This window comes from Sinomonas terrae (genome assembly GCF_022539255.1).
Taxonomy (GTDB): domain Bacteria; phylum Actinomycetota; class Actinomycetes; order Actinomycetales; family Micrococcaceae; genus Sinomonas; species Sinomonas terrae.
In genome coordinates, this window is the sequence record NZ_JAKZBV010000001.1 from 2,815,294 (window position 1) to 2,839,465 (window position 24,172).

Annotated in this window: 22 protein-coding genes; 4 read left to right on the plus strand and 18 right to left on the minus strand. The window is 67.5% G+C overall.

What is annotated here, in order from left to right:
* The first annotated feature begins 108 nt into the window (after positions 1–108).
* Entirely contained in the window at positions 109–816 is a 708-nt protein-coding gene (gene lexA / locus L0M17_RS13010) for a transcriptional repressor LexA (RefSeq protein WP_241054408.1), read from the plus strand.
* Here lexA and L0M17_RS13015 read toward each other — a convergent pair.
* A complete protein-coding gene (locus tag L0M17_RS13015; protein WP_241054409.1) occupies positions 808–2,841 on the minus strand; it encodes an ATP-dependent DNA helicase in 2,034 nt (677 codons plus the stop codon). The two genes, lexA and L0M17_RS13015, sit on opposite strands and share 9 nt — an antisense overlap.
* Positions 2,834–4,435, minus strand: coding sequence for a GTPase HflX (gene hflX, locus L0M17_RS13020; protein WP_241054410.1), 1,602 nt, complete (start codon positions 4,433–4,435; stop codon positions 2,834–2,836). The genes L0M17_RS13015 and hflX overlap by 8 nt, the downstream gene beginning before the upstream one ends.
* A gap of 185 nt (positions 4,436–4,620) precedes the next feature.
* Between hflX and L0M17_RS13025 the strand changes: the two genes are divergently transcribed.
* Entirely contained in the window at positions 4,621–5,244 is a 624-nt protein-coding gene (locus L0M17_RS13025) for a class I SAM-dependent methyltransferase (RefSeq protein WP_241056438.1), read from the plus strand.
* On the opposite strand, the gene dapF is transcribed toward L0M17_RS13025, so the two are convergent.
* The 7 genes from dapF to L0M17_RS13060 all read right to left on the minus strand — a co-directional run bounded on the left by dapF (position 5,241) and on the right by L0M17_RS13060 (position 12,023).
* Entirely contained in the window at positions 5,241–6,191 is a 951-nt protein-coding gene (dapF, locus tag L0M17_RS13030) for a diaminopimelate epimerase (RefSeq protein WP_241054411.1), read from the minus strand. The two genes, L0M17_RS13025 and dapF, sit on opposite strands and share 4 nt — an antisense overlap.
* 38 nt (positions 6,192–6,229) lie before the next feature.
* Complete coding sequence (gene miaA, locus L0M17_RS13035) at positions 6,230–7,150, minus strand: tRNA (adenosine(37)-N6)-dimethylallyltransferase MiaA (RefSeq protein ID WP_241054413.1); 921 nt, start codon at positions 7,148–7,150, stop codon at positions 6,230–6,232.
* A gap of 3 nt (positions 7,151–7,153) precedes the next feature.
* Positions 7,154–8,671, minus strand: coding sequence for a tRNA (N6-isopentenyl adenosine(37)-C2)-methylthiotransferase MiaB (miaB, locus tag L0M17_RS13040; RefSeq protein WP_308196878.1), 1,518 nt, complete (start codon positions 8,669–8,671; stop codon positions 7,154–7,156).
* A gap of 37 nt (positions 8,672–8,708) precedes the next feature.
* Positions 8,709–9,971, minus strand: coding sequence for an aggregation-promoting factor C-terminal-like domain-containing protein (locus L0M17_RS13045; protein WP_241054414.1), 1,263 nt, complete (start codon positions 9,969–9,971; stop codon positions 8,709–8,711).
* 55 nt (positions 9,972–10,026) lie between these two features.
* On the minus strand, positions 10,027–10,542 hold the full coding sequence (locus L0M17_RS13050) for a regulatory protein RecX (RefSeq protein ID WP_255731978.1): 516 nt from the start codon (positions 10,540–10,542) through the stop codon (positions 10,027–10,029).
* A gap of 3 nt (positions 10,543–10,545) precedes the next feature.
* Positions 10,546–11,592, minus strand: coding sequence for a recombinase RecA (gene recA / locus L0M17_RS13055; RefSeq protein WP_241054416.1), 1,047 nt, complete (start codon positions 11,590–11,592; stop codon positions 10,546–10,548).
* A gap of 209 nt (positions 11,593–11,801) precedes the next feature.
* Positions 11,802–12,023: a DUF3046 domain-containing protein gene (locus L0M17_RS13060; protein ID WP_241054417.1), complete on the minus strand. Its 222-nt coding sequence runs from the start codon at positions 12,021–12,023 to the stop codon at positions 11,802–11,804.
* Between the two features lie 51 nt (positions 12,024–12,074).
* Between L0M17_RS13060 and L0M17_RS13065 the strand changes: the two genes are divergently transcribed.
* Positions 12,075–12,632 carry a MarR family winged helix-turn-helix transcriptional regulator gene (locus L0M17_RS13065; protein ID WP_241054418.1) on the plus strand — a complete coding sequence of 186 codons (558 nt, stop codon included), beginning with the start codon at positions 12,075–12,077 and terminating at the stop codon, positions 12,630–12,632.
* Here the strand turns inward: L0M17_RS13065 and L0M17_RS13070 are convergent.
* From L0M17_RS13070 to L0M17_RS13100, 7 genes are all read right to left on the minus strand, one after another.
* Complete coding sequence (locus L0M17_RS13070) at positions 12,629–13,054, minus strand: helix-turn-helix domain-containing protein (RefSeq protein WP_290427284.1); 426 nt, start codon at positions 13,052–13,054, stop codon at positions 12,629–12,631. The genes L0M17_RS13065 and L0M17_RS13070 overlap by 4 nt on opposite strands.
* Positions 13,055–13,199: 145 nt before the next feature.
* A complete protein-coding gene (locus tag L0M17_RS13075) occupies positions 13,200–13,691 on the minus strand; it encodes a CinA family protein (RefSeq protein ID WP_241054420.1) in 492 nt (163 codons plus the stop codon).
* A 7-nt stretch (positions 13,692–13,698) separates the two neighbouring features.
* Positions 13,699–14,250: a CDP-diacylglycerol--glycerol-3-phosphate 3-phosphatidyltransferase gene (gene pgsA, locus L0M17_RS13080; protein WP_255732837.1), complete on the minus strand. Its 552-nt coding sequence runs from the start codon at positions 14,248–14,250 to the stop codon at positions 13,699–13,701.
* 96 nt (positions 14,251–14,346) lie between these two features.
* A complete protein-coding gene (locus L0M17_RS13085; RefSeq protein WP_241054422.1) occupies positions 14,347–17,214 on the minus strand; it encodes an FtsK/SpoIIIE family DNA translocase in 2,868 nt (955 codons plus the stop codon).
* A 94-nt stretch (positions 17,215–17,308) separates the two neighbouring features.
* Positions 17,309–19,000, minus strand: coding sequence for a ribonuclease J (locus L0M17_RS13090; protein WP_241054423.1), 1,692 nt, complete (start codon positions 18,998–19,000; stop codon positions 17,309–17,311).
* Between the two features lie 27 nt (positions 19,001–19,027).
* A complete protein-coding gene (dapA, locus tag L0M17_RS13095) occupies positions 19,028–19,936 on the minus strand; it encodes a 4-hydroxy-tetrahydrodipicolinate synthase (RefSeq protein WP_241054424.1) in 909 nt (302 codons plus the stop codon).
* Positions 19,937–19,989: 53 nt separating this feature from the next.
* Entirely contained in the window at positions 19,990–20,739 is a 750-nt protein-coding gene (locus tag L0M17_RS13100) for a carbon-nitrogen hydrolase family protein (RefSeq protein ID WP_241054425.1), read from the minus strand.
* Between the two features lie 256 nt (positions 20,740–20,995).
* Here L0M17_RS13100 and L0M17_RS13105 point away from each other — a divergent pair, with 256 nt between their 5' ends.
* Positions 20,996–22,327, plus strand: coding sequence for a heparan-alpha-glucosaminide N-acetyltransferase domain-containing protein (locus L0M17_RS13105; RefSeq protein ID WP_241054426.1), 1,332 nt, complete (start codon positions 20,996–20,998; stop codon positions 22,325–22,327).
* 3 nt (positions 22,328–22,330) lie between these two features.
* Here the strand turns inward: L0M17_RS13105 and L0M17_RS13110 are convergent, their stop codons facing one another.
* Complete coding sequence (locus L0M17_RS13110; protein ID WP_308196918.1) at positions 22,331–22,774, minus strand: HNH endonuclease signature motif containing protein; 444 nt, start codon at positions 22,772–22,774, stop codon at positions 22,331–22,333.
* Between the two features lie 35 nt (positions 22,775–22,809).
* Positions 22,810–24,168: an IS256 family transposase gene (locus L0M17_RS13115; protein ID WP_372497987.1), complete on the minus strand. Its 1,359-nt coding sequence runs from the start codon at positions 24,166–24,168 to the stop codon at positions 22,810–22,812.
* Between the last annotated feature and the right edge of the window lie 4 nt (positions 24,169–24,172).

A 24,172-nucleotide genomic window follows, 5' to 3' on the forward strand; every position in this document is an offset into this window, starting at 1 on the left:
TCCAGACTCGCTAGAACAAATGTTTGAAAGGTGCCGCCGTGTCCCCTACGGTGGAATCAGCATCCAGATGGGCACCGACAAAATAAGAAGACGAGAAAGAGGGCACGCATGGCAGGAGTGGCCAGAGCCGCAAAGGGACTCACCGTGCGCCAGCGGAAGATCCTCGAGACGATCCAGCGCTCGGTCCAGACCAAGGGCTACCCGCCGTCGATGCGCGAGATCGGAGACACGGTCGGCCTCGCAAGCCTCTCGAGCGTGACCCATCAGCTCGCCCAGCTGGAGAAGCTCGGCTACCTCCGCCGCGATCCCAAGCGACCGCGCGCGATGGAGGTCCTCATGCCGCTGAACCTCGACGAGCGCCCGCTCACCATGGAAGCCGAGAGCGCGGCGCCGGTGCTCGGCGTCGGAGGAATTCCTCTGGACGACATGGCGAGCGCCGCCGACACCGCGATGGTTCCCCTCGTCGGGCGCATCGCCGCAGGCGGACCGATCCTCGCAGACCAAGTCGTCGAGGACGTCATGCCACTCCCCCGCCAGCTCGTGGGCTACGGGGAGTTGTTCATGCTGCGGGTCCGCGGAGATTCGATGATCGACGCAGCCATCTGCGACGGAGACTGGGTGGTCGTTCGACGGCAGAACGACGCAGAGAACGGCGACATCGTGGCGGCTCTCCTCGACGACGAGGCGACGGTCAAGACGTTCCGGCAGCGTGACGGCCACACTTGGCTGCTCCCACAGAACACCCGCTACGAGCCCATCCTGGGCGACCACGCAACCATCATGGGTCGCGTGGTCTCAGTGCTGCGCTCAGTCTGAAGCGGCGAGGCGCTCGAGTGCCTTGAGCACGACTCCGCGGTCCGTCGTGCCCCACAACGGGGGAAGCGCCGACCGGAGGAAGGCGCCATAGCGCTCGGTGGCAAGGCGTGAATCGAGGACCGCAACCACCCCGCGGTCTTCGGTCGATCGGATGAGCCTGCCAGCGCCCTGCGCGAGACGTACCGCCGCGTGCGAGGCGGAGACGGTCATGAAGCCGTTCCCCCCGGCCTGGGCGACTGCGCGCGAACGTGCCGTGGCAAGGGGATCGTCCGGCCGCGGGAACGGGATGCGGTCGATCACGACGAGTCGGCACGAATGCCCGGGCACGTCGACCCCCTGCCACAGGGACATCGTCCCGAAGAGGCACGTGTCCGGCTCGTCGGCGAACTGCCGGACAAGCGCGCTCATCGATGACTCGCCTTGGCAGAGGATCGATACGTCGAGCCGGTCGCGCAGCTCGTCGGCCGCGTCCTCGGCGGCTCGCCGAGACGAGAAGAGGCAAAGGGCCCCTCCGGACGATGCCCGGATGAGGGTTTCGAGCTCGTCGATCGCCTCGACTGACACGCCGCGGCCCGGCTTGGGCAGATGGCGCGCCACATACAGGATGCCCTGCCGGGGGTAGTCGAAGGGTGAACCGACGTCCACGCCGGTCCAGGTCGGGGCGCCGCCGCCGAGCAGGCCGAGTCCCCCGGCGGCTGGCTCGAACGCCGCTCCGATCGCGAGCGTCGCGGACGTGAGCACGACCGTGTGGTCCGCGAAGAGACCGTCCCGCAGCTTTCCGCCCACGTTGAGCGGCGCGATGCAGAGGGTCGCGGGCGCATCATCGGGGGGCGCGGAGTAGCCCGACGCCGGATCGAACGTCCCGGTGCGCGAGGCCCAGATCACCTCGCCCTGGGCCTCAGCGTCGAGCATCCGCTCGCAGCACTCGAGAACCGCGCTGACGCGGGACCGCGCGACCTGCCGCCCGCCGTCGGACGCCTGCCCATCGCTGGGCTTGGAGTCCGAGATGGCCGCTCGGCTCGCATCCCTCAGCAGCACGAGGGACTGCGCAAGTTCCTCCGTGAGCCCCCGGGCAAGAAGGCCCGTGGGGACATCTGCCAGCGCAAGCTCAAGCTGCGTGGCAGCCGACTGCAGCGCCTCGACGGAGAGGCCGCAGTGGCGGCGCAGGCTGGAAGCGGGGGCCATGGCCATCGCTGCGGAGAGCTGGCCGCTCACCGCCCCCGTCACGCGGTCCTGGAGCTCGTGCGCCTCGTCGACCACGACGACGTCGTGCTCCGGCAGCACGTTGAGCCCCTCGAACGCGTTGATCGCGAGCATCGCGTGGTTCGTCACGACGATGTCCGCCTCCGCCCCCCGCTGCCGCGCGAGCTCGCTGAAGCACTCCGCTGCGAGGGGACACCGCTGGGAGCCGAGGCACTCGAGCGCCGTCACCGAGACCTGCCGCCAGGCCCGATCGCTCACCCCCGGGATCAGGTCGTCGCGATCCCCCGTCTCGGTTTCTTCGGCCCACTCCCGCAGGCGTTTGACCTCGCGGCCGAGCTGGGTAGTGGGACCCGCGCCGCCCGGATGGGCGACGGCGGTGTCCTCGCCGAGGGCGAAGAGCGTCCCCTCACCGCCCTCGTCCGAGGGGAACCCGCCCGAGAGCTTGTGCTTGCACAGGTAGTTCGAGCGGCCCTTGATGAGGGCGACGTCGACGGGATGGTCGAGCTCAGGGGTGATCGCCGAGAGCAGCCGAGGGAGGTCGCGCCCCACGATCTGGGCCTGCAGGGCGAGCGTCGCGGTAGCGACAACGGCCGGGCGGCCGCTGCTCTGCGCGTGGGCGATGAGCGGCACGAGGTAGGCAAGCGACTTGCCCGTTCCCGTCCCCGCCTGCACGAGGAGATGCTTGCCCTCGTCGATCGAACGGGCCACGTGCCGCGCCATCTCGTGCTGCCCGTCGCGCTGCTGGCCCCCCATCGCGGCTACTGCGACGTCCAGCAGCCGCACGGCAGTCTCCTCGGCCGCGCTCACCCTCACCTCAGTCATTGACGACGAACGGCTCCAACTCTGCGGCGAACTCCTCGCGCACCACAACGCGCGCGACCGTGCCGTCGGCGGTGTGCTCGAGCGAGCGGATCTCCGAGCTGCTCTCGTGGAGCTTGCTGAGGAGGTCACCTCGGCTGTACGGGATGAGCAGCGTGAGCACCACATCAGGCCGCGGGATCGCGGCGCTGATCGTCTGCTTGAGCTCGTCGATTCCGAGGCCCGTCCGCGCCGAGACCACGACATTGCGAGGCTCGTGCTGGCGCAGCCGCTCAAGCACGAACGGATCGGCCGCGTCGGCCTTGTTGAGGACGATGATCTCAGGGATCTTCCGCGCGTCGACCTCGGAGAAGACCTCCCTCACCGCGGCGATCTGGCCCTCCGGATCCGGATGCGACGCGTCGACGACATGGAGGATGAGATCCGCGTCGGCGACCTCTTCGAGCGTCGACCGGAAGGCTTCGACCAGCTGGGTCGGAAGCGAGCGCACAAAGCCCACCGTGTCCGAGAGGGTGTACGGCAGCCCGTCGGGCGTCTCCGCACGGCGCACAGTCGGATCGAGGGTGGCGAACAGCGCGTTCTCGACGAGCACGCCGGCATCCGTGAGCCGGTTGAGCAGGGAGGACTTGCCCGCGTTCGTGTAGCCCGCGATCGCTACGGACGGAACCTCGTTCCGCTTGCGGTTCGCGCGCTTCGTCTCCCGGGCCGGCTTCATCCCGGCGATCTCACGCCGGAGCTTGGCCATGCGGGTACGGATGCGGCGACGATCGAGTTCGATCTTGGTCTCGCCAGGACCACGGGAGCCGATTCCGCCGCCTGCGGCGCCCACACGGCCGCCGGCCTGACGGGACATCGACTCACCCCAGCCGCGGAGGCGCGGGAGCAGGTACTCGAGCTGCGCGAGTTCGACCTGCGCCTTGCCTTCGCGGCTCTTCGCGTGCTGGGCGAAGATGTCGAGGATGAGCGCGGTGCGGTCGATGACCTTGACCTTGACGATGTCCTCGAGTCCACGCCGCTGCGAGGGCGAGAGCTCCGAGTCCACGATCACGGTGTCTGCACCGGTCGCATAGACGATGTCCTTGAGCTCCTGCGCCTTGCCCGAGCCGAGGAACGTCCCGGCGTCCGGCTTGAGCCTCCGCTGGACGATGCCGTCGAGCACCTCCGAGCCTGCCGTCTCAGCGAGGGCTGCGAGCTCCTGAAGAGAGTTTTCGGCGTCTTCGAGGGTGCCCTCGCTCCACAGCCCGGCCAGCACGACGCGCTCGAGGCGCAGCTGCCGGTACTCGACCTCGGTGACGTCCTCGAGCTCGGTCGAGAGACCCGCAGTACGGCGGAGGGCCCTGCGCTCTTCGAGGTCACGCTGTTCGCCGTCGTACTCGCCGTGCTCGTCGTCCAGCTCGGACAGCGCGAGGGCCTTGCCGCTCGTGAGGCCGCCACGTCGAGCCGACGGGGCGCCGTCGCCGTCGTCCTCCGCTCGGTGGCCTGCGCCCTTGGCGGCGGCCGCTTCCTCCTTGGCGAGGATCCGATCGATGACGGCCTGGATGTCCTGCGCACTCAGGTCCTGCGGCTGCGGCTCGGGCGCGGCGTCGTGGTTGGTCATGTTCTCCTTCGTAGGGAAGTCCTTTCCAGAATAGTTCTCAGGGGTGACAGAAGAGAGGTCACGCTTCAAGGCGTCTCCAAGGGGTTGTCCTGTTATGCCCGGCCGGACAGCGGTCGACGGCGGGGCGTGGGCCAGCGAGAAGAGGTGGCTACTTGAACAGGCGCATGGATCTATTCTACTTGATGATGGAACCCGCCCACTATTTCAACGCTCAGCCGGACGTGCCCGACGTACGCCGCCCCCTCGCCGTCGTCCTCGAAGGAGCCGAGCGCGCTCTCGAGACGTCCGCGGGCATCTTCAGCCCGGACGGGGTGGACAAGGGTACGGCCGTGCTGCTCGCGGAAGTCCCCGACCCTGCCCCAGAGGGCAATCTCCTGGACATCGGCTGCGGTTGGGGCCCGATCGCCCTCACGATGGCGCTGCGCTCCCCCGGCGCGACGGTGCACGCCGTCGACGTCAACGAGCGGAGTCTCTCCCTCACCGCGGCCAACGCCCGCAGACTCGGGCTCGAGAACATCCGTGCGGCTCTCCCCGAGGATGTGCCTGCCGGCACGCGCTTCTCCACGATCTGGTCCAATCCGCCCATTCGAATCGGCAAGCAGGCCCTGCACGAACTGCTCCTGCTGTGGCTCCCCCGTCTGGAGGTGGGCGGGGAGGCGTGGCTCGTCGTGCAGAAGAACCTCGGGGCCGATTCGCTCCAGCGCTGGCTTGCGGACACCCTCGGGGACGCCTACGACGTCGGCCGCGAAGCGACGTCGAAGGGCTTCCGGCTTCTCCGGGTCGCCAGGAGAGCAGAGGCCAGCTCTTAGCTCAGGGTGCCGTGCGCGACGATCACGGCGGGACCGCTGAGCTCGACATGCTCTGCACCTTCGGCGTCGGTCACAAACGCTACCTGCACGATTCCGCCCGGGACGCGGACGTCCCACCGGCTCGGCGCGCCCGCGCCGGCCCAATGACGGATCGCGACCGCTGCAGCGCACGCGCCGGTGCCACACGACTGCGTCTCGCCGACCCCCCGCTCGTGGACACGCATCGCGATGGCACCGATCCCCTCGCGCACGAGGGGCTCTGCGGGCACGACGAATTCGACGTTCGTTCCGTGCGGCGGCACGGGCTCCACCTTCGGCGAGTCGAACAGGCGGAGCCTCTCGAGCTCCGCGTCCTCGGCAAGGGCGACGACCGTATGCGGGTTGCCCATGCTCACGCTCAGCGCAGGGCGCGAGACGTCGAGCCCGTCAGCTGTGACAAGAGAATCCCCGGCCTCGGCTTCCGCCTGGGCGGGGTGAATGAACTGCCACGGGCCCATGTCGACCGCGAAGCCCCCGTCACGGCGCTCCACCCGCTTGACACCGGCCCGCGTGCCGACGGACAGCACCCCTCCGGGCTCGAGTTCGACGAGTCCCTGGTCCAGGAGGAACGCGACGAAGACCCGCACCCCGTTGCCGCACATCTCAGAGACAGAGCCGTCCGCGTTCCGGTAGTCCATGAACCACACGGCCTCGGGGTCCTCGCCGAGGATTTCGCGGCCTTCCGGGAGGTGCTCTGAGCGCACGGCCCTGATGAGTCCGTCTCCACCGATGCCCAGATGGCGATCGCAGAGTGCGGCGGCTTGGCCGGCGGTCACGTCGCGGACTCCGTCCGGGTCGGCAACGAGGACGAAGTCATTGCCGGTCCCATGCCCCTTCGCGAACGGGAGCCCGGCGAGCTCCGCGAGCGGGCGCGCGGCCAAGGTCAAGGAATCTGGGGCGGCGGTCATGCGTCCAGAATACCGACCGCGCTTCACGAACCCGCGCTTCACGAACCCATGGTCGAGGCGAGGGCCAGCGCAGCGGGCACGAGGTCGGGGCGAAGAGCGTCGAGCCACTGGACCCTGGGATCGGCACGGAACCACGTCACCTGTCGCCTGGCGAACTGCCGCGTCGTGACGATTGTCTCGTCGGCAGCTTCCTCGGCTGTCACCTCGCCATCGAGCACGCGGAGGAACTGCGCGTAGCCGAGTGCGCGCGATGCCGTCCGGCCCTCGCGGAGCCCCATGCCGTCGAGCCTCCGCACCTCCTCCATGAGTCCCGCCCGCACCATGCCGTGGACCCGCTCGGCAAGCCGCCCGTGTAGAGACGGCCGATCCATGTCCAGGCCGATCTGCAAGGTCGGCTGCACATACTCCCTGCGCGGCATGTAGGCACTGAAGGGCCGGCCGGTCACCTCGTAGACCTCGAGGGCCCGGATGATCCGGCGCGCGTCCTTCAGCCGAGACCCGGACTCGGGATCGCTCTCCTGCAGCCGTCTGGCGAGCAGGCCAATCCCCTCGGTCTCCGCCTCTCTCTCGAGGCGTGCCCGGACCGCCGGGTCAGTTCCAGGGAACTCGAGGACGTCCGTCGCTGCCCGAACGTAGAGGCCCGAGCCGCCCGCGAGGATAGCCCGGCGCCCCCTCGCATGGATGTCCTCGATGGCAGCGCGCGCGGCAGCCTGGAACGCCGAGACACTCGCCTCCTCGCGCACATCGAGGATGTCGAGAAGGTGGTGGGGAACACCCCGTCGCTCATCGTCCGAGAGCTTTGCCGTCCCGATATCCATGCCCCGGTAGAACTGCATGGAGTCGGTGTTCACGATCTCGCCGTCCAAGGCGAGAGCCAGCTCCACCGCGAGATCCGACTTGCCCGTGCCCGTCGGTCCGACGACGGCGATCACCGGCCCGGGCGACTCGCCTCCACTCACGCGCTACCCCACGCGCACGGGAAGCGAGGGCATCCCGAGGCTCACAGAACCGCGCGCACCCGGCGCCGCGCCCGCCGTTGCAGGGGCAGCCGCACCGCACGACTCCGCTTGGGAGCGGTCCCACGCGTCGCCGGCGCGGGACCGGCGCACGGAGTACTCCTCCGGCCGTGGGTCCGCGATGAGGTGATGCGGCGCGGCCTCGGTCACCCTCAGCGTCACGAGGTCCCCGGGACGAGGCTCCTCGGCGCCGGCGGGAACGCTGAAGTGGACGAGCCGATGGTCCTTCGCACGTCCGGAGAGCCGATGGGTCTCCCCGGCCTTCCGGCCGCTCTGAGCGGTCACGAGAAGCTCGACCTCATGCCCGACCTGACGCGCGTTCTCCTCCTCGGAGATGCGCTCCTGCAAGGCGATGAGCCGCTCGTAGCGCTCCTGGACGACCGCCTTGGGCAGCTGGTCCGGCATGTCAGCGGCTGGCGTGCCGGGCCGCTTCGAGTACTGGAACGTGAAGGCGCTCGAGAAGCGCGAGCGTTCGACGACGTCGAGGGTCGTCTGGAAGTCTTCCTCGGTCTCCCCCGGGAATCCGACGATGATGTCGGTCGTGATCGCAGCGTGCGGGATCCGTTCGCGGACGCGGTCGAGGATCCCGAGGAACTTCGACGAGCGGTACGACCGGCGCATGGCCCGGAGCAAGCGGTCGGAGCCCGACTGGAGCGGCATGTGCAGCTGCGGCATGACGTTCGGCGTCTCGGCCATAGCGTCGATCACGTCGTCCGTGAAGGCCGCCGGATGCGGGCTCGTGAAGCGCACCCGCTCGAGTCCACGGATCTCACCGCAGGCTCGAAGGAGCTTGCCGAACGCGAGCCTGTCTCCGAACTCGACACCGTACGAGTTCACGTTCTGACCCAGCAGCGTGACCTCGATTGCCCCGTCGTCGACAAGCGCCTGGATCTCGGCGAGGATCTCTCCCGGGCGACGATCGCGCTCCTTGCCCCGGAGGCTGGGAACGATGCAGAACGTGCACGTGTTGTTGCAGCCGACGGAGATGGACACCCAACCGCTGTAGACCGAATCGCGCTTTGTCGGCAGGGTCGAGGGGAAGACCTCAAGGGACTCGAGGATCTCGAGTTGGGCCTCGTGGTTGTGCCGCGAACGCTCGAGCAGCGCGAGAAGGGCGCCGACGTTGTGGGTCCCGAAGACCGCGTCGACCCAAGGCGCCTTCTCGAGGATCGTGTCCCGATCCTTCTGCGCGAGGCAGCCCCCGACTGCGATCTGCATGCCCGGGTGCCGGTCCTTGACGGGCCGGAGCTGGCCGAGGTTGCCGTACAGGCGGTTGTCGGCATTCTCCCGCACTGCACAGGTGTTGAAGACGACGACGTCCGGTTCGGCCCCCTCCTCGGCACGGACATAGCCCGCTGCCTCGAGAAGACCCGACATGCGCTCAGAGTCGTGGACGTTCATCTGACAGCCGAACGTGCGCACTTCGTAACTGCGCGGGCTGCTCTCGTCGATCGTGGAACTCACCCATCAAGGGTACCGGTCACGCGCGCATGGCCGACGCTCAGTACCAGCTGTTCGACACCTCGTGCGCCCACGCGTTGCACGGGCTCCCGTATCGGTCCTGGATGTAGCCGAGACCCCAGTTGATCTGGGTCCGGTAGTTGGTGAGCCAGTCGGCGCCCGCGGAATCGTACTTCGACGCCGGCAGGGCCTGGGCCACGCCGTACGCGCCGCTCGAGGGGTTGGTCGCGTCCGTCATCCAGCTCGATTCCCGCGTCCACAGCTGCAGGAGGCATTGGAACTGCGAACCGTCCCAGCCGTAGCCACCGATCTGCGACGACGCGTAGGCCTGAGCTCCTGCAGGGTCGTCCGTCACGGACCCGACTCGGGGGCTCACGACCGTCGGCGCGGACTGAACCTGGACCTGAACCGGCACCTGAGCTGCCGCAGCGGCGGCAGCAGCGGCGGCCGCCTGCTGTTGCTGCTGAAGCAGGGCGGCCTGTTGCGCGGCCGCCTCCTCCGCTGCCTTTCGCTTCGCCTCCTGGGCGGCCTCATACGCGGCGAGAGCCTGCTGCCCCTCTTCGTACTTCTGCTCGACAGCCGTCGAGGTTCCCTTGAGGTCTGCGAGCTGCGCGGTCATGGTGCTCTGCTGCTGCTGCGTCTGGGAAACGACCTGTTCGGCGTGCTGCTGCGCCGCTTGCGCCACGCCGAAGGCCTGCTTCGCCGCATCCGATAGCTTTGCGAGGGAATCCTCTGCCGCGCTCGATTGAGCCTGTGCCTGAGCAGCGTTGTTCGCGGCGCTCTGATAATCGGCGACGGCCTTCGCCGCTTGGTCGCCGAGAATCTGCAAGGTACCCAAACGGTCGAGCCCGTCCTGCTCATTGAGAACCGAGAACGCATCGAGGGCACCGGACGGAGTGCCTCCCGTGTACGCTGCAGCGGCGATGCGTCCCGCCGCCTGCTTGCTTGCGTCGCGCTCCTGGATCCGCTGCTGGGTGACCTGCTGAAGGGCGTCGACGATCTTCTGCTGGTTCTTTACGGCCAAGTCGGCTTTCGCATAGGCGGCGCCTGCTGCCACAGCCTTCGCGGATGCGTCCGCCGCAGTCGCCTGAACCGAGGAAAGCAGCCCGTTGATCTTGTCGACCTCAGCTTGTGCAGCAGCGACGTTGGCCTTGGCCGCCTGCACATCAGCCCATGTGGGGAACCCGGTCGGCGGACCATCGTCGGCGACGGCAGATGGCGCGGCGAGACTCAGCGCCAAGAAGGCGCTGACCGTGGCCGCGAGGGCTGACTGGCGCAGTCGGATGGCTGTTTGACGTCGCATACTGCCTCAGAGTATTAAGGTACGGCAACACCTCAGTCCACGCACCACGCCCAATTCACTGGTTATTCCCAGCATCGAGCGCCTCGGCAGCTACCCGGAAGGCTCTTCCCGGTGGGTGCCCTTTGCGTGCCAGCATTCCCACGAGCCGCCGCAACTCTCGATCCCGAGCGGCGGGATCCTCCCCGTCAAAAGGCCGCATCCGACGCTCGACGAGCTCACGAGCTGCCCCCAGTTCGTCCTCGTCGCTGAGCTCGGTGAGGGCCTCCTCGGCCACCGGACCGTCAATGCCCTTGGAGGCGAGTTCCCGGCGAAGAGCAGATTTCGAGAGACCTTTGGTGGCGAAGCGACTTCGGACCCACATCTCGGCAAAGTCAACGTCGTCGATGAGGCCGATATCCTCGAAGCGGTCGAGCAGCGCCGCAGCCACGTCCTCCGGGACACGTCGCTCCCGGAGTTTCACCGCGAGCTGATGCTTGCTCCGCGGCCCCAGCGTGAGTTGCCGGAGGAGGATCGCTCGGGCGACCGACTCGGGGTCGGCCTCGCGGTCCTCCTCCGGGTGGATTCCACTCAAGGACTACTCGCCGTCGACAGCCTTGAGCCGCGGCATCTCCTCGGAGGGCTTGCTGATCCCGACACCGAGCTTCTCCTTGATGAGCCGCTCGAGCTCATCCGCAAGCTCTGGGTTGTCGCGGAGGAACCGTCGCGAATTCTCCATGCCTTGGCCGAGCTGGTCGCCGTCGTAAGTGAACCATGAGCCCGACTTCTTGATGATGCCGTGCTCGACCCCCATGTCAATGATCCCGCCCTCGCGCGAAATCCCCTGGCCGTAGATGATGTCGAACTCTGCCTGCTTGAACGGCGGGGCCATCTTGTTCTTGACGATCTTCGCCTTCGTCCGGTTGCCGACCGAATCAGCACCCTCCTTGAGGGTCTGGACGCGACGCACGTCGATGCGGACGGACGCGTAGAACTTGAGCGCCTTACCACCGGTCGTGGTCTCGGGCGAGCCAAAGAAAACGCCGATCTTCTCGCGCAGCTGGTTGATGAAGATCGCCGTGGTCTTCGTCTGGTTGAGGCGGCCGGTGACCTTGCGGAGCGCCTGGCTCATGAGACGAGCCTGGAGACCCACGTGGCTGTCGCCCATCTCGCCTTCGATCTCCGCACGCGGAACAAGGGCCGCCACCGAGTCGATGACGATGATGTCGAGCGAACCTGAACCGACGAGCATGTCCATGATCTCGAGAGCCTGCTCACCCGTGTCGGGCTGAGAGACGAGAAGGGCGTCGGTGTCGACGCCGAGCTTGGCAGCATATTCCGGGTCGAGCGCATGCTCAGCGTCGATGAAGGCGGCAATCCCCCCATTGCGCTGGGCGTTGGCTACGGCATGCAGGGCAACGGTCGTCTTACCCGACGACTCAGGGCCATAGATCTCCACCACGCGGCCGCGCGGGAGACCACCGATTCCGAGTGCAACGTCGAGTGCGATCGAGCCGGTCGGAATGACCTCGATGGGCGCGCGCGTGTCATCGCCGAGCCGCATGATCGAGCCCTTGCCGAACTGCTTGTCAATTTGCGCGAGAGCCGCCTCAAGGGCCTTTTCACGATCTGGCGCTGCCGCCATGGTCCACCTCCGGTCGGGGTTGTCGTTCAATCCACTCGCTACGCTACCGAGGGTCACCGACAGTCCAGCGCCCCGCGCTGGCGTATGTGGACAACTCGGCGGGAACCCGTGAATCTCCTCGACAACGAGAATACGCCGGCCCGAACAAACCTTCGAATAGGCAGGCGGGCGTGTTGCGGTTCTCCAAAGCGAGCCCAGTCCTGGCGATCTCAGTCCTTGAGCGGCCTGTCCTTGCCCAATCGGCGCTCGGGCGGGACGTCCTGCATGTCGCACACGGCGAGCCACACGGTCCGCGGGTTCTGCCCCGCCTTGAGGGCCTCCACAGCAGTGCGTCCGCCAACCGAAGTCAGCACGAGCGTAGACGCGAGGACCCGGGCATAGCCCGCACCGAACTCGTCCTCCATGAGCCGCCAGAAGTCGCTGTGCCGCATCGGATCATTCTCCCATCGGTCCGTCTTCACCCGCCCACCTATGATGGGCTCATGCCAACCCCGAGCCAGGAACCGGAAGAGTTCGACGCTGCATTCGAGTCGATCGAACAGCAATTGAGCCTCTTCTGGCGCCGGGCCCGGGCGGTCTCCCACACGATCTCTCGTTCTCTGCACCCCGAAATCGAGCCGGGCGCGTACGGCCTGCTCATGATCCTTCAAAGGGAGGGCCCGCTCCGCGTCACGGAACTCGCAGCCCTCATCGGCATCGGAAAGCCTTCCGTAAGCCGACAGGTCGCTCTTCTCGAACAGATCGGACTCGTCGTGAAGGAAGACGACCCCTCGGACCGTCGAGCCCAGAGAGTGACCCTCAGCCCCGCGGGTGCTGCGGAGGTCGAGGAACTGCGACGCCGTCGGCTGTCGTTCTTCCGTGACGCACTCGGATCGTGGGACCTCGCCGACCTCTCGAGCCTTGCCGGCTACTTCTCGCGCGTCAACGCGGACCTGGCAACCGCGGGTCGCCGAAGGTCCGAGAGCCTCAGGCACACGCAGGAGGGGCCGGGTGTAAGCCCGGCCCCTCCTGACAAAGAGTCTGTGACTGGCGAAGATTAACGAGACCCGCTGAGCTCGATGCCGAGTTCTTCAGAGAGGTCGCGTCCGTAGCGCTGGGAAAACTCCTGAGGAACGGTGTCCGGCACGGAAACGCCTTCGGCGACGGCGACACGGTCACTTACCTCGCGGAGCATGGCTGACAGCGGAACGTCCAACGCCGAGCAAATCGATGAGAGAAGCTCGGAAGAGGCTTCCTTCTGGCCCCGCTCGACCTCGCTCAGGTAACCAAGCGAGACCCGCGCGTTGTGAGAGACTTCACGGAGCGTGCGGCCCTGACGCTGGCGGACGTCACGGAGGACGTCTCCAATCTCATGACGCAGAACTACCATTTTGCGCTCCTTCTTCTCTTCAGGGGCGATTTCAGCCAAGCCCACATTGCGCCAGCGGACTACGCCATTGACGGTTACGGGCTGCTTGACCATGTGTATCAGTGCGCTCCTTGTTCGCGGGGCCCGGGCTCCCGGGCTTCCGTGTGACCCATCCTAGTGCCGCCGATCCTTGACGACACTAGAGACAACTCTCTGACGTGGTGGTTTGTTCCCCGCTGACTCCCGAGCCTACCCAAAGTCACAGCTCGCTCTCAGTTTCCGGAAAAGCCAGAGCCGTGAAGAGAGTCTCGAGGGCCGCGTCCCGTGCGGCGCCCCGGATCTCAGCGCGCGAGCCCGAAAAGTGGCACTCGCGCACCTCCGTCCGCTCCGGTCCAGCGACGGCGACGAACACAGTTCCCACCGGCTTCCCGTCGAGAGGGTCAGGTCCCGCCACGCCCGTCGTCGACACCCCGTAGTCCGCGCCGCACGCTTTTCGCGCCCCCTGCGCCATCTGCCGGGCGACCTCGGCATCCACCGATCCCGCCTCAGCCAGAAGCTCTCGCGAGACCTCGAGAAGCTGAGCCTTCACCTCGCTCGCGTAGCTCACGACGCCCCCGCGCAGCATTGCCGAGGCACCGGGAACATCCGCAAGGGTGGCGGCGACGAGGCCGGCGGTGAGCGATTCCGCCGTCGCAGCCGTCACCCCGCGCGCGATGAACGCCGCAACTACGTCCTGGGCTCGCACCAGCATCCCCACCTCACCTTGCCTTCAGCGCTTCGGCGCGAAGCCGCGCAGCCTTCATCACGTAGTCGACCCCGGTCACGACCGTAACGGCGACGGCCGCGAGCATGACGACCAGAGCGACGACCGGCACAACAGGCGCGACGTACCGCAGTGGCAGAAGGAACAGAACGAGTGCGATGGTCTGGAGCACGGTCTTGAGCTTGCCCCCCGACGACGCCGGCATGACTCCGTACCGGATCACCACGAACCGCAGAGCCGTAATCCCCCACTCCCGCACGAGGATCACGATCGTGATCCACCACGGGAGCTCACCGAGCACCGAGAGCAGCACGAGTGCCGCACCGGTGAGAAGCTTGTCCGCAATCGGGTCTGCAATCTTCCCGAAGTTCGTCACCAGATTGCGACGGCGTGCGATCTGGCCGTCGAGCTGATCGGTGTACATCGCCACCGCGAAGGCCGCGAGAGCAAGCCACCGGAGCAGCCCCTGATGCGAATCATCCGCCAGCATGAACCAGACGAACACCGGGACGAGGACGATCCGGAACATCGTGAGGGCGTTGGGCAGATTCCAGAGCTGGGACGGCCCGGGGCCACTTTGCTCCGGACCCTCTTGTTCAGGTCCGCCCTGCCCAGGCGGCTGTGCGGTGCTCACCAACCCAGCCTAGCGGCCGGTGAGCTGCCAGGCGTCCTCGCCCCCGCCGTCGTCGTCCTCGTCGTAGTAGTCCACCGCTTGGGTGCGGTCGTCGAGGTCCGCCGCAACGAGGTCTTCTGCGTAGGGCGAGGCGACCGCCTGATCGCCCAGGTGGTGGTTCGCGTTGGCGTTCTCTGCCAGCGCCTGCTCGGTGTGGCTCGCCGGGGAGGACGACGGCGAGTCCTCCCCTCGGAGGGCCGCAAGGACGGCAGGCAGATCGTCGGGCTTGACCAGGACGTCGCGTGCTTTCGAGCCCTCGGAAGGGCCGACGACGCCGCGGCTCTCGAGGAGGTCCATGAGCCGACCGGCCTTCGCGAAGCCGACCCGAAGCTTCCGCTGGAGCATCGAGGTCGAGCCGAACTGGGTGGTCACGACAAGCTCTGTGGCCTGGAGCAAGACTTCGAGATCGTCGCCGATCTCCTCGTCGATCTGCTTCTTCTCAGGCTCGGCGGCGACGTCCTCCCGGTACGTCACCTGCAGTTGGCCCTTGACGTGCTCGACCACCTGATGGATCTCCGACTCGGAGACCCACGCGCCCTGCACACGCATCGGCTTGGAAGCGCCCATCGGCAGGAAGAGTGCATCGCCCTGGCCGATGAGCTTCTCCGCGCCCGGCTGATCGAGGACGACCCGGGAGTCGGTGACCGACGAGGTCGCGAAGGCCATACGCGAGGGAACGTTCGCCTTGATGAGGCCGGTCACGACGTCTACCGACGGCCGCTGGGTCGCCAGCACGAGGTGGATGCCCGCCGCACGCGCAAGCTGCGTGATGCGCACGATCGAGTCCTCGACGTCTCGGGGGGCGACCATCATGAGGTCGGCGAGCTCGTCCACGATCACGAGGAGGTAGGGGTAGGCCTTGATCTTGCGCTCGGAGCCCGGCGGCGGCACAACCTTCCCAGCTCGGACCGCCTTGTTGAAGTCGTCGATGTGCTTGAAGCCGTAGTTGGCCAGGTCGTCGTACCGCGCATCCATCTCCCGCACGACCCACTGAAGGGCCTCAGCCGCCTTCTTCGGGTTCGTGATGATGGGCGTGATGAGGTGCGGGACGCCCTCGTACGCGGTCAGCTCGACCCGCTTGGGGTCGACCATGACCATGCGGACCTCGTCCGGAGTGGCCCGCATGAGGATCGACGTGATCATCGAGTTCACGAACGACGACTTGCCCGCGCCGGTCGCACCCGCGACGAGCATGTGCGGCATCTTGGCCAGATTCGCGACGACGAACCCGCCCTCGACGTCTTTGCCGACCCCCATGACCATCGGGTGTTCGGTCCGCCGGGCGTTCTGGCTCCGCAGCACGTCCCCGAGCGATACGGTCTCGCGGTCGGTGTTCGGGATCTCGATGCCGATCGCGCTCTTGCCGGGGATGGGGCTCAGGATCCGAACATCCGAACTCGCAACGGCGTACGCGATGTTCTTGCTCAGCGCCGTGACCTTCTCGACCTTCGTCCCGGAGGCGAGCTCGATCTCGTACCGCGTGACCGTCGGGCCGCGGCTGAAGCCCGTCACTTCGGCGTCGACGTTGAACTGCTGGAGCGTGTTGGTCAGCGCCGCGACGATCGCGTCGTTCGCCTCGGTGCGCTCCTTCGGGGCAGTCCCCTGCACGAGGAGCTCCGACGACGGGAGGGTGTAGGTGACGTCTCCCGCGAGCTGGAGCTGCTCGGTCCGCTGGGGAATGGGCGACGGCGGGGCCACTGGCGGGCGGGGCGCGGAAGGCACGATCGGCGCGGCTGCGGCGACGGCGGGGACTGCCACCGTCGGAATGGACTCCGTGGCCCCTTCCGGCGCCTTGTCCGCCCCCTTGCCGCCCCCGCGCGCGGCGCGGATCTTCTCGATCGCGGCCTCGGCCTGTGATCGGCCTTGGCCTGACAGAGCCTCGGTGGGCTCATCCTCTCCGACGACGGCGCGCTCGTACGGCTCGTCGCCAGCGAAGCCGTCCGGCAGCTCCGATTCTTCCGCGTCCTCGTCACGGCCGAACAGGCGGCGCTTCTTCTTGGGCAACTTCTCAGAGCCTCGCGCGGCCTCTTGGGCGCGCCTCTCCGAATCGTAGAGGTAGCTGCGGTCGTGGCCGGCACCCTCGTCGCCACGGTCCCTCAGATCCGCGCCCACCAAGTAGTCCCACGCTCCTCGGAGCCGCCGCGGAATCGCGGTGAACGGCGTCGCCGTGACGATGAGCACCGAGACACACGCGAGGAACGAGAACACGAGCAGCGGCACCACCGGATGGATGGACGCCAAGAGCGATGCAGCGAGGAAACCGAGCATGCCGCCTGCACCGCGGAGCGCGTCGAAGCCGTCTGCCGGGGAAGGGAGACCGCCGATGACGTCGGCGATGCCGCTTCCGGAGAAAGCCATGATCAGGAACCCGATGCCGACGCGATTGTTGCCACGCTGGTCCTCCGGATGCCGAAAGAGCCGCACGGCGCACACCGCGAGCATGAGCGGGAGCACGAGCGAGATCCAGCCGAACGTCCCGTTGACGACGGCGTACACGCCATCCGGGAACCAGCCGTGCCAGCCCCACCACGAGAACGTCGCAATGAAGACGGCAAGCGCGAGGTTGAACAGGCCTGCGCCGTCACGGCGGGCCGCAGGATCGAGATCGCTCACGTCCGTGCCGATACGGCGCACCCCTGCACCCACTGCGTGGGCGACACCCTGCCATGCTCCCCCGACGACGCGTGCGAGCCAGGGCTGGCCCGAATCTCTCGTCGTGACGGAAGATGACCTGCCCGAGGGGCGCTTCGACCCGGAACCAGAGCTCTTGCCCTGGCCTGACCGGGCCGATTGGCCGGACCGGGTGGCTCTTGGCGCGGAGGAAGTGCGAGTCGCCATGGTCCCTACGGTAGCGCGGAGGGCCGCCGAATCCGGGGACATCCACGACTAGCGCTCCCCGGTTCGGCGGCCCTCCTGCGGCCGGCAGTTCCCGTCAGGCCTCGAGGACCACCGGGATGATCATGGGACGGCGCCGCAGCTTGCGGCTCACCCACGTACCGATCACCCGGCGGACTACCTGCTGGAGCTGGTAGGCCGTGTGGTCTGGCTTCGCGAGGATGGCCTCTTCGAGCGCCTCGTTGACCCTGGGGATGATGTCGTCGAAGACGGCGTCATCCTCGGCCACGCCGCGAGCATGGATCTCGGGGCCGGAGACGACCTTGCCTGTCGACCGATTCACGACGGTGATCACGGAGATGAAGCCCTCGTCGCCGAGGATCCGGCGGTCCTTGAGGTCGGCGTCCGTGATCGCGCCGACGCTGCTCCCGTCGACATACACGAAGCCGACCTCGACCTGGCCCACAATCCGGGCGCGACCGTTCGCGAGATCCACCACGGTGCCGTTGTCCCCGAGGATGACGCTGTCCGGCTCCATGCCCGTCTCGAGCGCGAGGTTTCCGTTCGCGATGAGATGACGCGTCTCGCCGTGGACGGGCATCGCGTTGAGGGGCTCGATGATGTTGTAGCAGTAGAGGAGCTCCCCCGCGGCCGCGTGGCCCGAGACGTGCACCTTCGCGTTGCCCTTGTGCACAACGTTCGCGCCGAGCTTGAGCAGGCCGTTGATGACGCGGAACACGGCGTTCTCATTGCCGGGGATGAGCGACGACGCGAGGATCACCATGTCCCCCGAGCCCACCTGCACGCGGTGGTCGCCGTTGGCCATGCGGGAGAGCGCGGCCATCGGCTCGCCCTGCGAGCCGGTGGACATGAGGACGAGCTGGTGGTCCGGATAGTCCTCGATGTGCTTGACGTCGACGAGTATGCCTGGGGGCACGTCGAGGTAGCCGAGCTTTGCGGCGATCGTCATGTTCCGCACCATCGAGCGGCCCACGAAGGCGACCTTGCGGCCATGGTGATGGGCGGCGTCGAGCACCTGCTGCACCCGGTGGACGTGCGAGGAGAAGCTCGCGACGATGATCCGCTTGCGGGCCTGCCCGAACAGGCGATCGAGAACGGGCCCGATCTCCTTCTCGGCCGTCGTGAAGCCGGGAATGTCGGCGTTGGTCGAGTCGGCCATGAGGAGGTCGACGCCCTCCTCGCCCAGCCGAGCGAAGTGCCGCAGGTCTGTGATGCGGCCGTCGAGCGGGAGCTGGTCCATCTTGAAGTCGCCGGTGTGCAGCACGCTTCCGCCGGCCGTGCGGATGAACACCGCGAGCGCGTCCGGAATGGAGTGGTTGACGGCGACGAACTCGGTCTGGAAGGGCCCGAAGTCGAGGACCTGGCCCTCTTCCACCACGCGCAGGACCGGCGTAATGCGATGCTCGGCCAGCTTGGCCTCGACCAGCGCCAGAGTCAGCTGCGACCCCACGAGGGGGATGTCCCGGCGGTGCCGGAGAAGATACGGGACAGCCCCGATGTGATCCTCGTGCCCATGGGTGAGCACGCAGGCCACAACGTCCTGGATGCGGTTCTCGATGTAGGAGAAGTCCGGGAGGATAAGATCCACGCCGGGCTGATTCTCCTCTGGGAAGAGGACGCCGCAGTCGACGATGAGGAGCTTGCCGTCGATCTCGAAGACGGCCATGTTGCGGCCGACCTCGCCCAGTCCCCCGAGGGGCACGATCCGGAGCGTGCCCTGCGGCAGCTTCGGTGGTGTCGTGAGGACCGGGAGGGCAAGTTGGGTCATTGCTTCTTCTTTCTAGGTACTGACCATCTAGGCAAAGTCCATTCCGGCTTCGGCCAGATCGGCTCGGATGAGGGCGAGCTCCGCGTCGCTCGGCTCGACAAGCGGCAAGCGAACGGTGGAGCTAGGCAGGACTCCCTGCCACGTGAGAACTTGCTTCGTCGCGACGGCGCCCTGGACGCGGGTCATGATGCCGCGGATGACGGGGTCGAGCTCGAAGTGGATCTTGCGGGCGGTCGCGAAGTCCCCGGCAAGGGCAGCGTCGACCAGAGCGCGGAACTGCTTCGTGACAACATGGGCCGTCACGCTCACGACGCCGAGCGCTCCCGCAGCCATCCACGGAAGGGTGAGGCCGTCGTCGCCCGAGTAGACGGCGAGATCAGTCTTCGCGAGCACCCGGGTGATCGAGCCGAAGTCAGCCTTGGCGTCCTTGAGGCCCTGGATGTGCGGATGCTCGGCGAGCCGGAGGATCGTCTCGGTCGCAATCGGGATGCCACTGCGCCCGGGGATGTCATAGAGCATGACGGGGAGGTCGGTCGCGGAGGCGATCGCCTCGAAGTGCGCCTGGACTCCCGACTGGCTGGGCTTGTTGTAGTAGGGGGTGACAATAAGGAGGCCGTCCACTCCCAGCTCCGCTGCCCGGCGCGAGAGGCTGATCGAGTGACGCGTGTCATTGGTTCCGGTTCCGGCGATGACCTTCGCCCGGCCGCCGACGGCCTCCAGAACCGCCTTGAACATGCCCAGGTTCTCCTCGTCCGTGAGGGTCGAGGTCTCGCCGGTAGTGCCCGTGACGACGAGGCCGTCGCAGCCGTCGTCGACAAGCTTCGCTGCCAGCTGACCCGCCGCTTCGTAGTCGACCTCGCCGTCCTTGGTGAAAGGAGTCACCATGGCGGTCAGGAGAGTGCCGAAAGTTTGCGTCCGGATGTCAGAGTCAGCCATGTTCAAAACGTTACCCTGTCCCAGCACTTCCTGGACAACGGCGGCAGCCCGCTTTACCGCCGGTAGCGCTCGAGTGCTGACCTGAACAGCAGGGCTGAGACCACCTCTGGGCCGCTTCCCCGCGCGTGGGTCATCCGGTGCCCGTCAGGACCCCACACTCCGCTCCCGCCGCAGGAGGGGCCCAACGACGTCGTTCCAGCGGCGTTCGCGAGGAGTGCGAAGAAGCGGCTGTCCATGGCCCGTGCCCCGAAATGCAGGTCAAGACGGCGCTCCTCCCCCACCACGTAGATGGCTGACGCCGCGTAGAGGTCCGCGCCCGCTGAGGCGGCCTCCGCGGCGTGGGACGGCTGCGCTACGTCGAAGCAGACGGCGAGTGCAACGCTCCATCCGTCGAGGTCGACGAGCGTGGGACCTCCCCCAGGCTCGAAGTAGTGCTGTTCGTCACCATGGAGGTGCGTCTTCGGCGCGATGAGCGGTGCAGCCCCCGGCCGCAGGAGCACGGATGCCAGGCGGGGCGTGCCATCGGGCTCCCGCACCGCTGCGCCGACGACGGCGACAATCCCCATGTCCTCGCACGCGGCTTGGATTTCAGCGAGCTCGACAGACGGATTCGTGAGCCAGCAGGCGTCGTCGTCGAGCCTTGAGAGGTCGTAGCCGATCAGCGACAGTTCCGGGAAGACAGCGATCCGCGCGCCGTGGCCGTCTGCGTCCTCGAGGGCACTTACATGGGCAGCGACGTTCGCCGCGATCCCGCCCGGGCTCGACTCGTACTGCACGGCTGCGACGGTGAGCTCAGCGGACATGCGGCCCATATTAGGGCATGAGCATGGGAGGCTTACCGGGCGCCGAGGAGCACGGCAAGACCTCAGGATCCGGGGCTGCCGCGCCGCGGGACAGGTGCGACTCGGCGGCCCCGGATGTCTTGCGCCGGGATGTCGTGGGCCAGAGGTGGTGGGCCTACCACGGGAGAACGTCCCTGAACCTGATTGTAGTCGAACACGCATTCGACAATCAATAGGTCATCTCGAAAACCAGTCTGTACATGAGAGCATAAGCCGCATGGCAGCGCGAAGACCTTCTCAACCCCTCTCCGCTGATGTGGTCTCCGCCAACCGCCTCCTAGGGGTCGACCTCGCACGGGGGGCCGCACTACTCGCCATGATGGCAGTGCATGTCTTGCCGACGTTGGCGCCGGACGCGTCTGGACGTCTGGAGCCTACCTGGACAGCACTGGCCTTCTCCGGTCGCGCGGCAGCGCTCTTCGCGGTCCTTGCAGGAGTATCCCTCTCCCTCGGCACCTCCCCCGCCGCCAGCCATCGCCTCGGGGTCGCCCTTCGCGCGGCCGTAATCGCCGTCGTCGGTCTCTGCCTCGGGACCCTCAGCGTGAATATCGCCGTCATCCTGGTGCAATACGGCGTGCTCTTCTGGTGCGTCATCCCTGCGCTGCGTCTCGGCCAGCGCGCTCTGGCCCTTCTGGTCACGGCATGGATCCTCCTTGCACCGATCGCGGTCTACCTTGCGCGCCCGCTGCTCGTTGTGGGCGGCCATTCCGTGCAGCTCGGTCACAACCCGACGTGGCACGACTTCGGCGATCCGGGACGGCTCCTCGCAGACGTCCTGATAACCGGGAACTACCCCGTCCTCGAATGGCTCGCGTACATGCTTCTCGGACTATGGGTAGGCCGGATGCGTCTCCGTCGGGTCAGTGTGCAAGTGGGCCTCGTGTTCGGCGGTGCTGCAGCCGCTGTGCTCGCCAAGACCACCGAGTGGGCGCTCATGGTTCCCCTCGGCGGCCATAACGCGCTCCTTGCGACGCCGCAGGCGAGCCAATGGCCCCTCGATGCCATGCTCCGCGTCAACCTGCTTGGGGTCCAGCAGACAGGGAGCATCTGGTGGCTCGCAACTGCTGCCCCGCACTCGGGCACCACCCTTGACCTCCTTCAGACCTCGGGGAGCGCAGTCGCCGTGCTGGGCGCATTCCTGCTGCTGGCTCGCATACGGCCGATCGAGAGAACGCGTATCCTCGTGCCCCTTGCTGGAGCTGGCGGAATGACTCTGAGCCTGTACACCCTTCACGTCTGGGCAATCTCCTGGTCCGAGGCAGGAGGTACACCAGGTCTTGTGGGAGAAGGACTTTTGGCCACCCATATCGTCGTCGCGCTGGCCGCAGGGCTGTTCTTTCGCGCCAACGGCTGGCGAGGGCCGCTCGAGTTGATTGGTCACGCAGCGTTTCAAATGGGGTCTCCACGTCGGCGGACGACGGCGCGTGGTTCAGGGGGCAGGAAGAGTCCCACCGGCATAGGGAGGCCCAGTGAATCCGGGAGCCCGGCGGGGTCGGGGAGGTCCGCGGGGTCAGGGAGGTCCGCGGCAATCACGGTGCGGGGTCGCTAAGCCCTAGAAGGGGGGAGGGTCATCCCTTCGCGGAATGCTCGCTCCCACTGTTGAGCCTTGCCGAAGATGGGGTGGAACATCTTCGAGACGGTCCGGTTCACTCGTGTACCACCGCCCCAGCACCGGTCGCCAACGGAGACAGCCGTCTGGTTGGTGTCGGTCTGGTTGGTGGTGGTAGGTCCAGGCGCCGATGGATTTGAGGGCGTGGTGTCGTCGGCACAGCAGGGCGAGGTTGTGGGGGTCTGTTCTGCCGCCGTGCTGCCATTCGGTGGTGTGGTCGGGTTCGCAGGCCCTGGCGGGGCGGGTGCAGCCGGGGAACCGGCATCCGCCGTCGCGGTGGGCGAGGTAGCGGCGCAGGGCCCTGGGCGGGCGGTAGGCGCTGCGCCCGACGCCCAGGGCCTCCCCGGTGTCCCAGTCGGTGAAGAGCCGGCCCCAGGTCGGGGCCAGGGGAGCTTGTCAAGTCTTCTGTGTAAGGGGCGGGGTCATAGGTAGGGGTTGATGCGGTCGGGGTAGGCGAGGGCGAGCTGGGCGAGGGCCTGCTTCCAGTTGGTGGTGACCTGGCCTTCGACGAGGCGTCCGTCGGCGTGGCGCTTGTCGGAGGGGACGTTCTGGTCGCGTTCGCGCTGGCGGTCGCGGGCGCGCTTGTCCTCGATGTTGCAGATGGCGAGCCAGAGGAGCTTGACGACGGCGTCGTCGTTGGGGAAGTGGCCGCGGTTCTTGATGATCTTGCGCAGCTGATAGTTCAGGGACTCGATGGAGTTGGTGGTGTAGATGACGCGGCGCAGCATGGGCGGGAAGGCCAGGAACGGGGTGAAGCGCTCCCAGGCGTCGGCGAAGACGCGGACGGTGTTGGGGTTCCTCTTGCCGAGCTCGCTCGCGGCGAAGGCGTCCAGGGCGGCTCTGGCGGTGGGGGCGTCGGGGGCCTGGTAGACGGTCTTCAGGGCGGCGGCGACGGCCTTGCGGTGGCCGTAGTTCACGAAGCGCATGGCGGCGCGGATCAGGTGCACGACGCAGGTCTGGACCATCGAGCCCGGCCAGGTGGCCTCGATCGCCTCGGGCAGGCCGGTGAGGCCGTCGCAGCAGACGACCAGGACGTCGGCGACGCCGCGGTTGGCCAGCTCGGCGCAGACCCCGGCCCAGAACTTGGCGCCCTCGGCGGCCTGGACCCAGATCCCGAGTACGTGCTTGATGCCCTCCAGGTCCACGCCGACGGCGATGTGGGCGGCCTTGTTGCGCACGTGGGCCCCGTCGCGGACCTTGACGACCAGGGCGTCCAGGTAGACCACCGGGTAGAAGGCCTCCAGGGGGCGCCGCTGCCAGGCCAGGACCTCCTCGAGGATCTCGTCGGTGATCTTGGAGATGGTCTCGTGCGAGAGCTCGGTGCCGATGGTGGAGGCGAGATGGTGCTGGATGTCCCGGATCGTCATCCCGCCGGCGTAGAGGGAGATGATCATCTCGTCCAGGCCCCCGAGACGCCGGGATCCCTTCGGGACCAGGCGCGGGGCGAAGGTCCCGTCCCGGTCGCGCGGCACCTCCAGGCCCACATCCCCGACCTCGGTGGCGACCGTCTTCGGGCTCGTGCCGTTGCGCGAGTTCGGGAACGACGCTGCCTCCGGGTCGCCCTTCTCGTAGCCCAGATGGGAGCTCATCTCCGCCTGCAGGCCGCGCTCGAGGGCCGCCTTGAGAAGCCCGGGCAGCAGGCCCCCGTCGCCGGTGAGCTGGACCTCGCCCGAGTCGATCCTGGCGAAGAGAGCGTCCAGGGCCCCGGAGGCCTCCAGGTCCGCGGCGACCTCGGCCGTCGAGCGGCGCCGGCCCTGCTCCTCGTCCTCTGTCATGGTCATGATC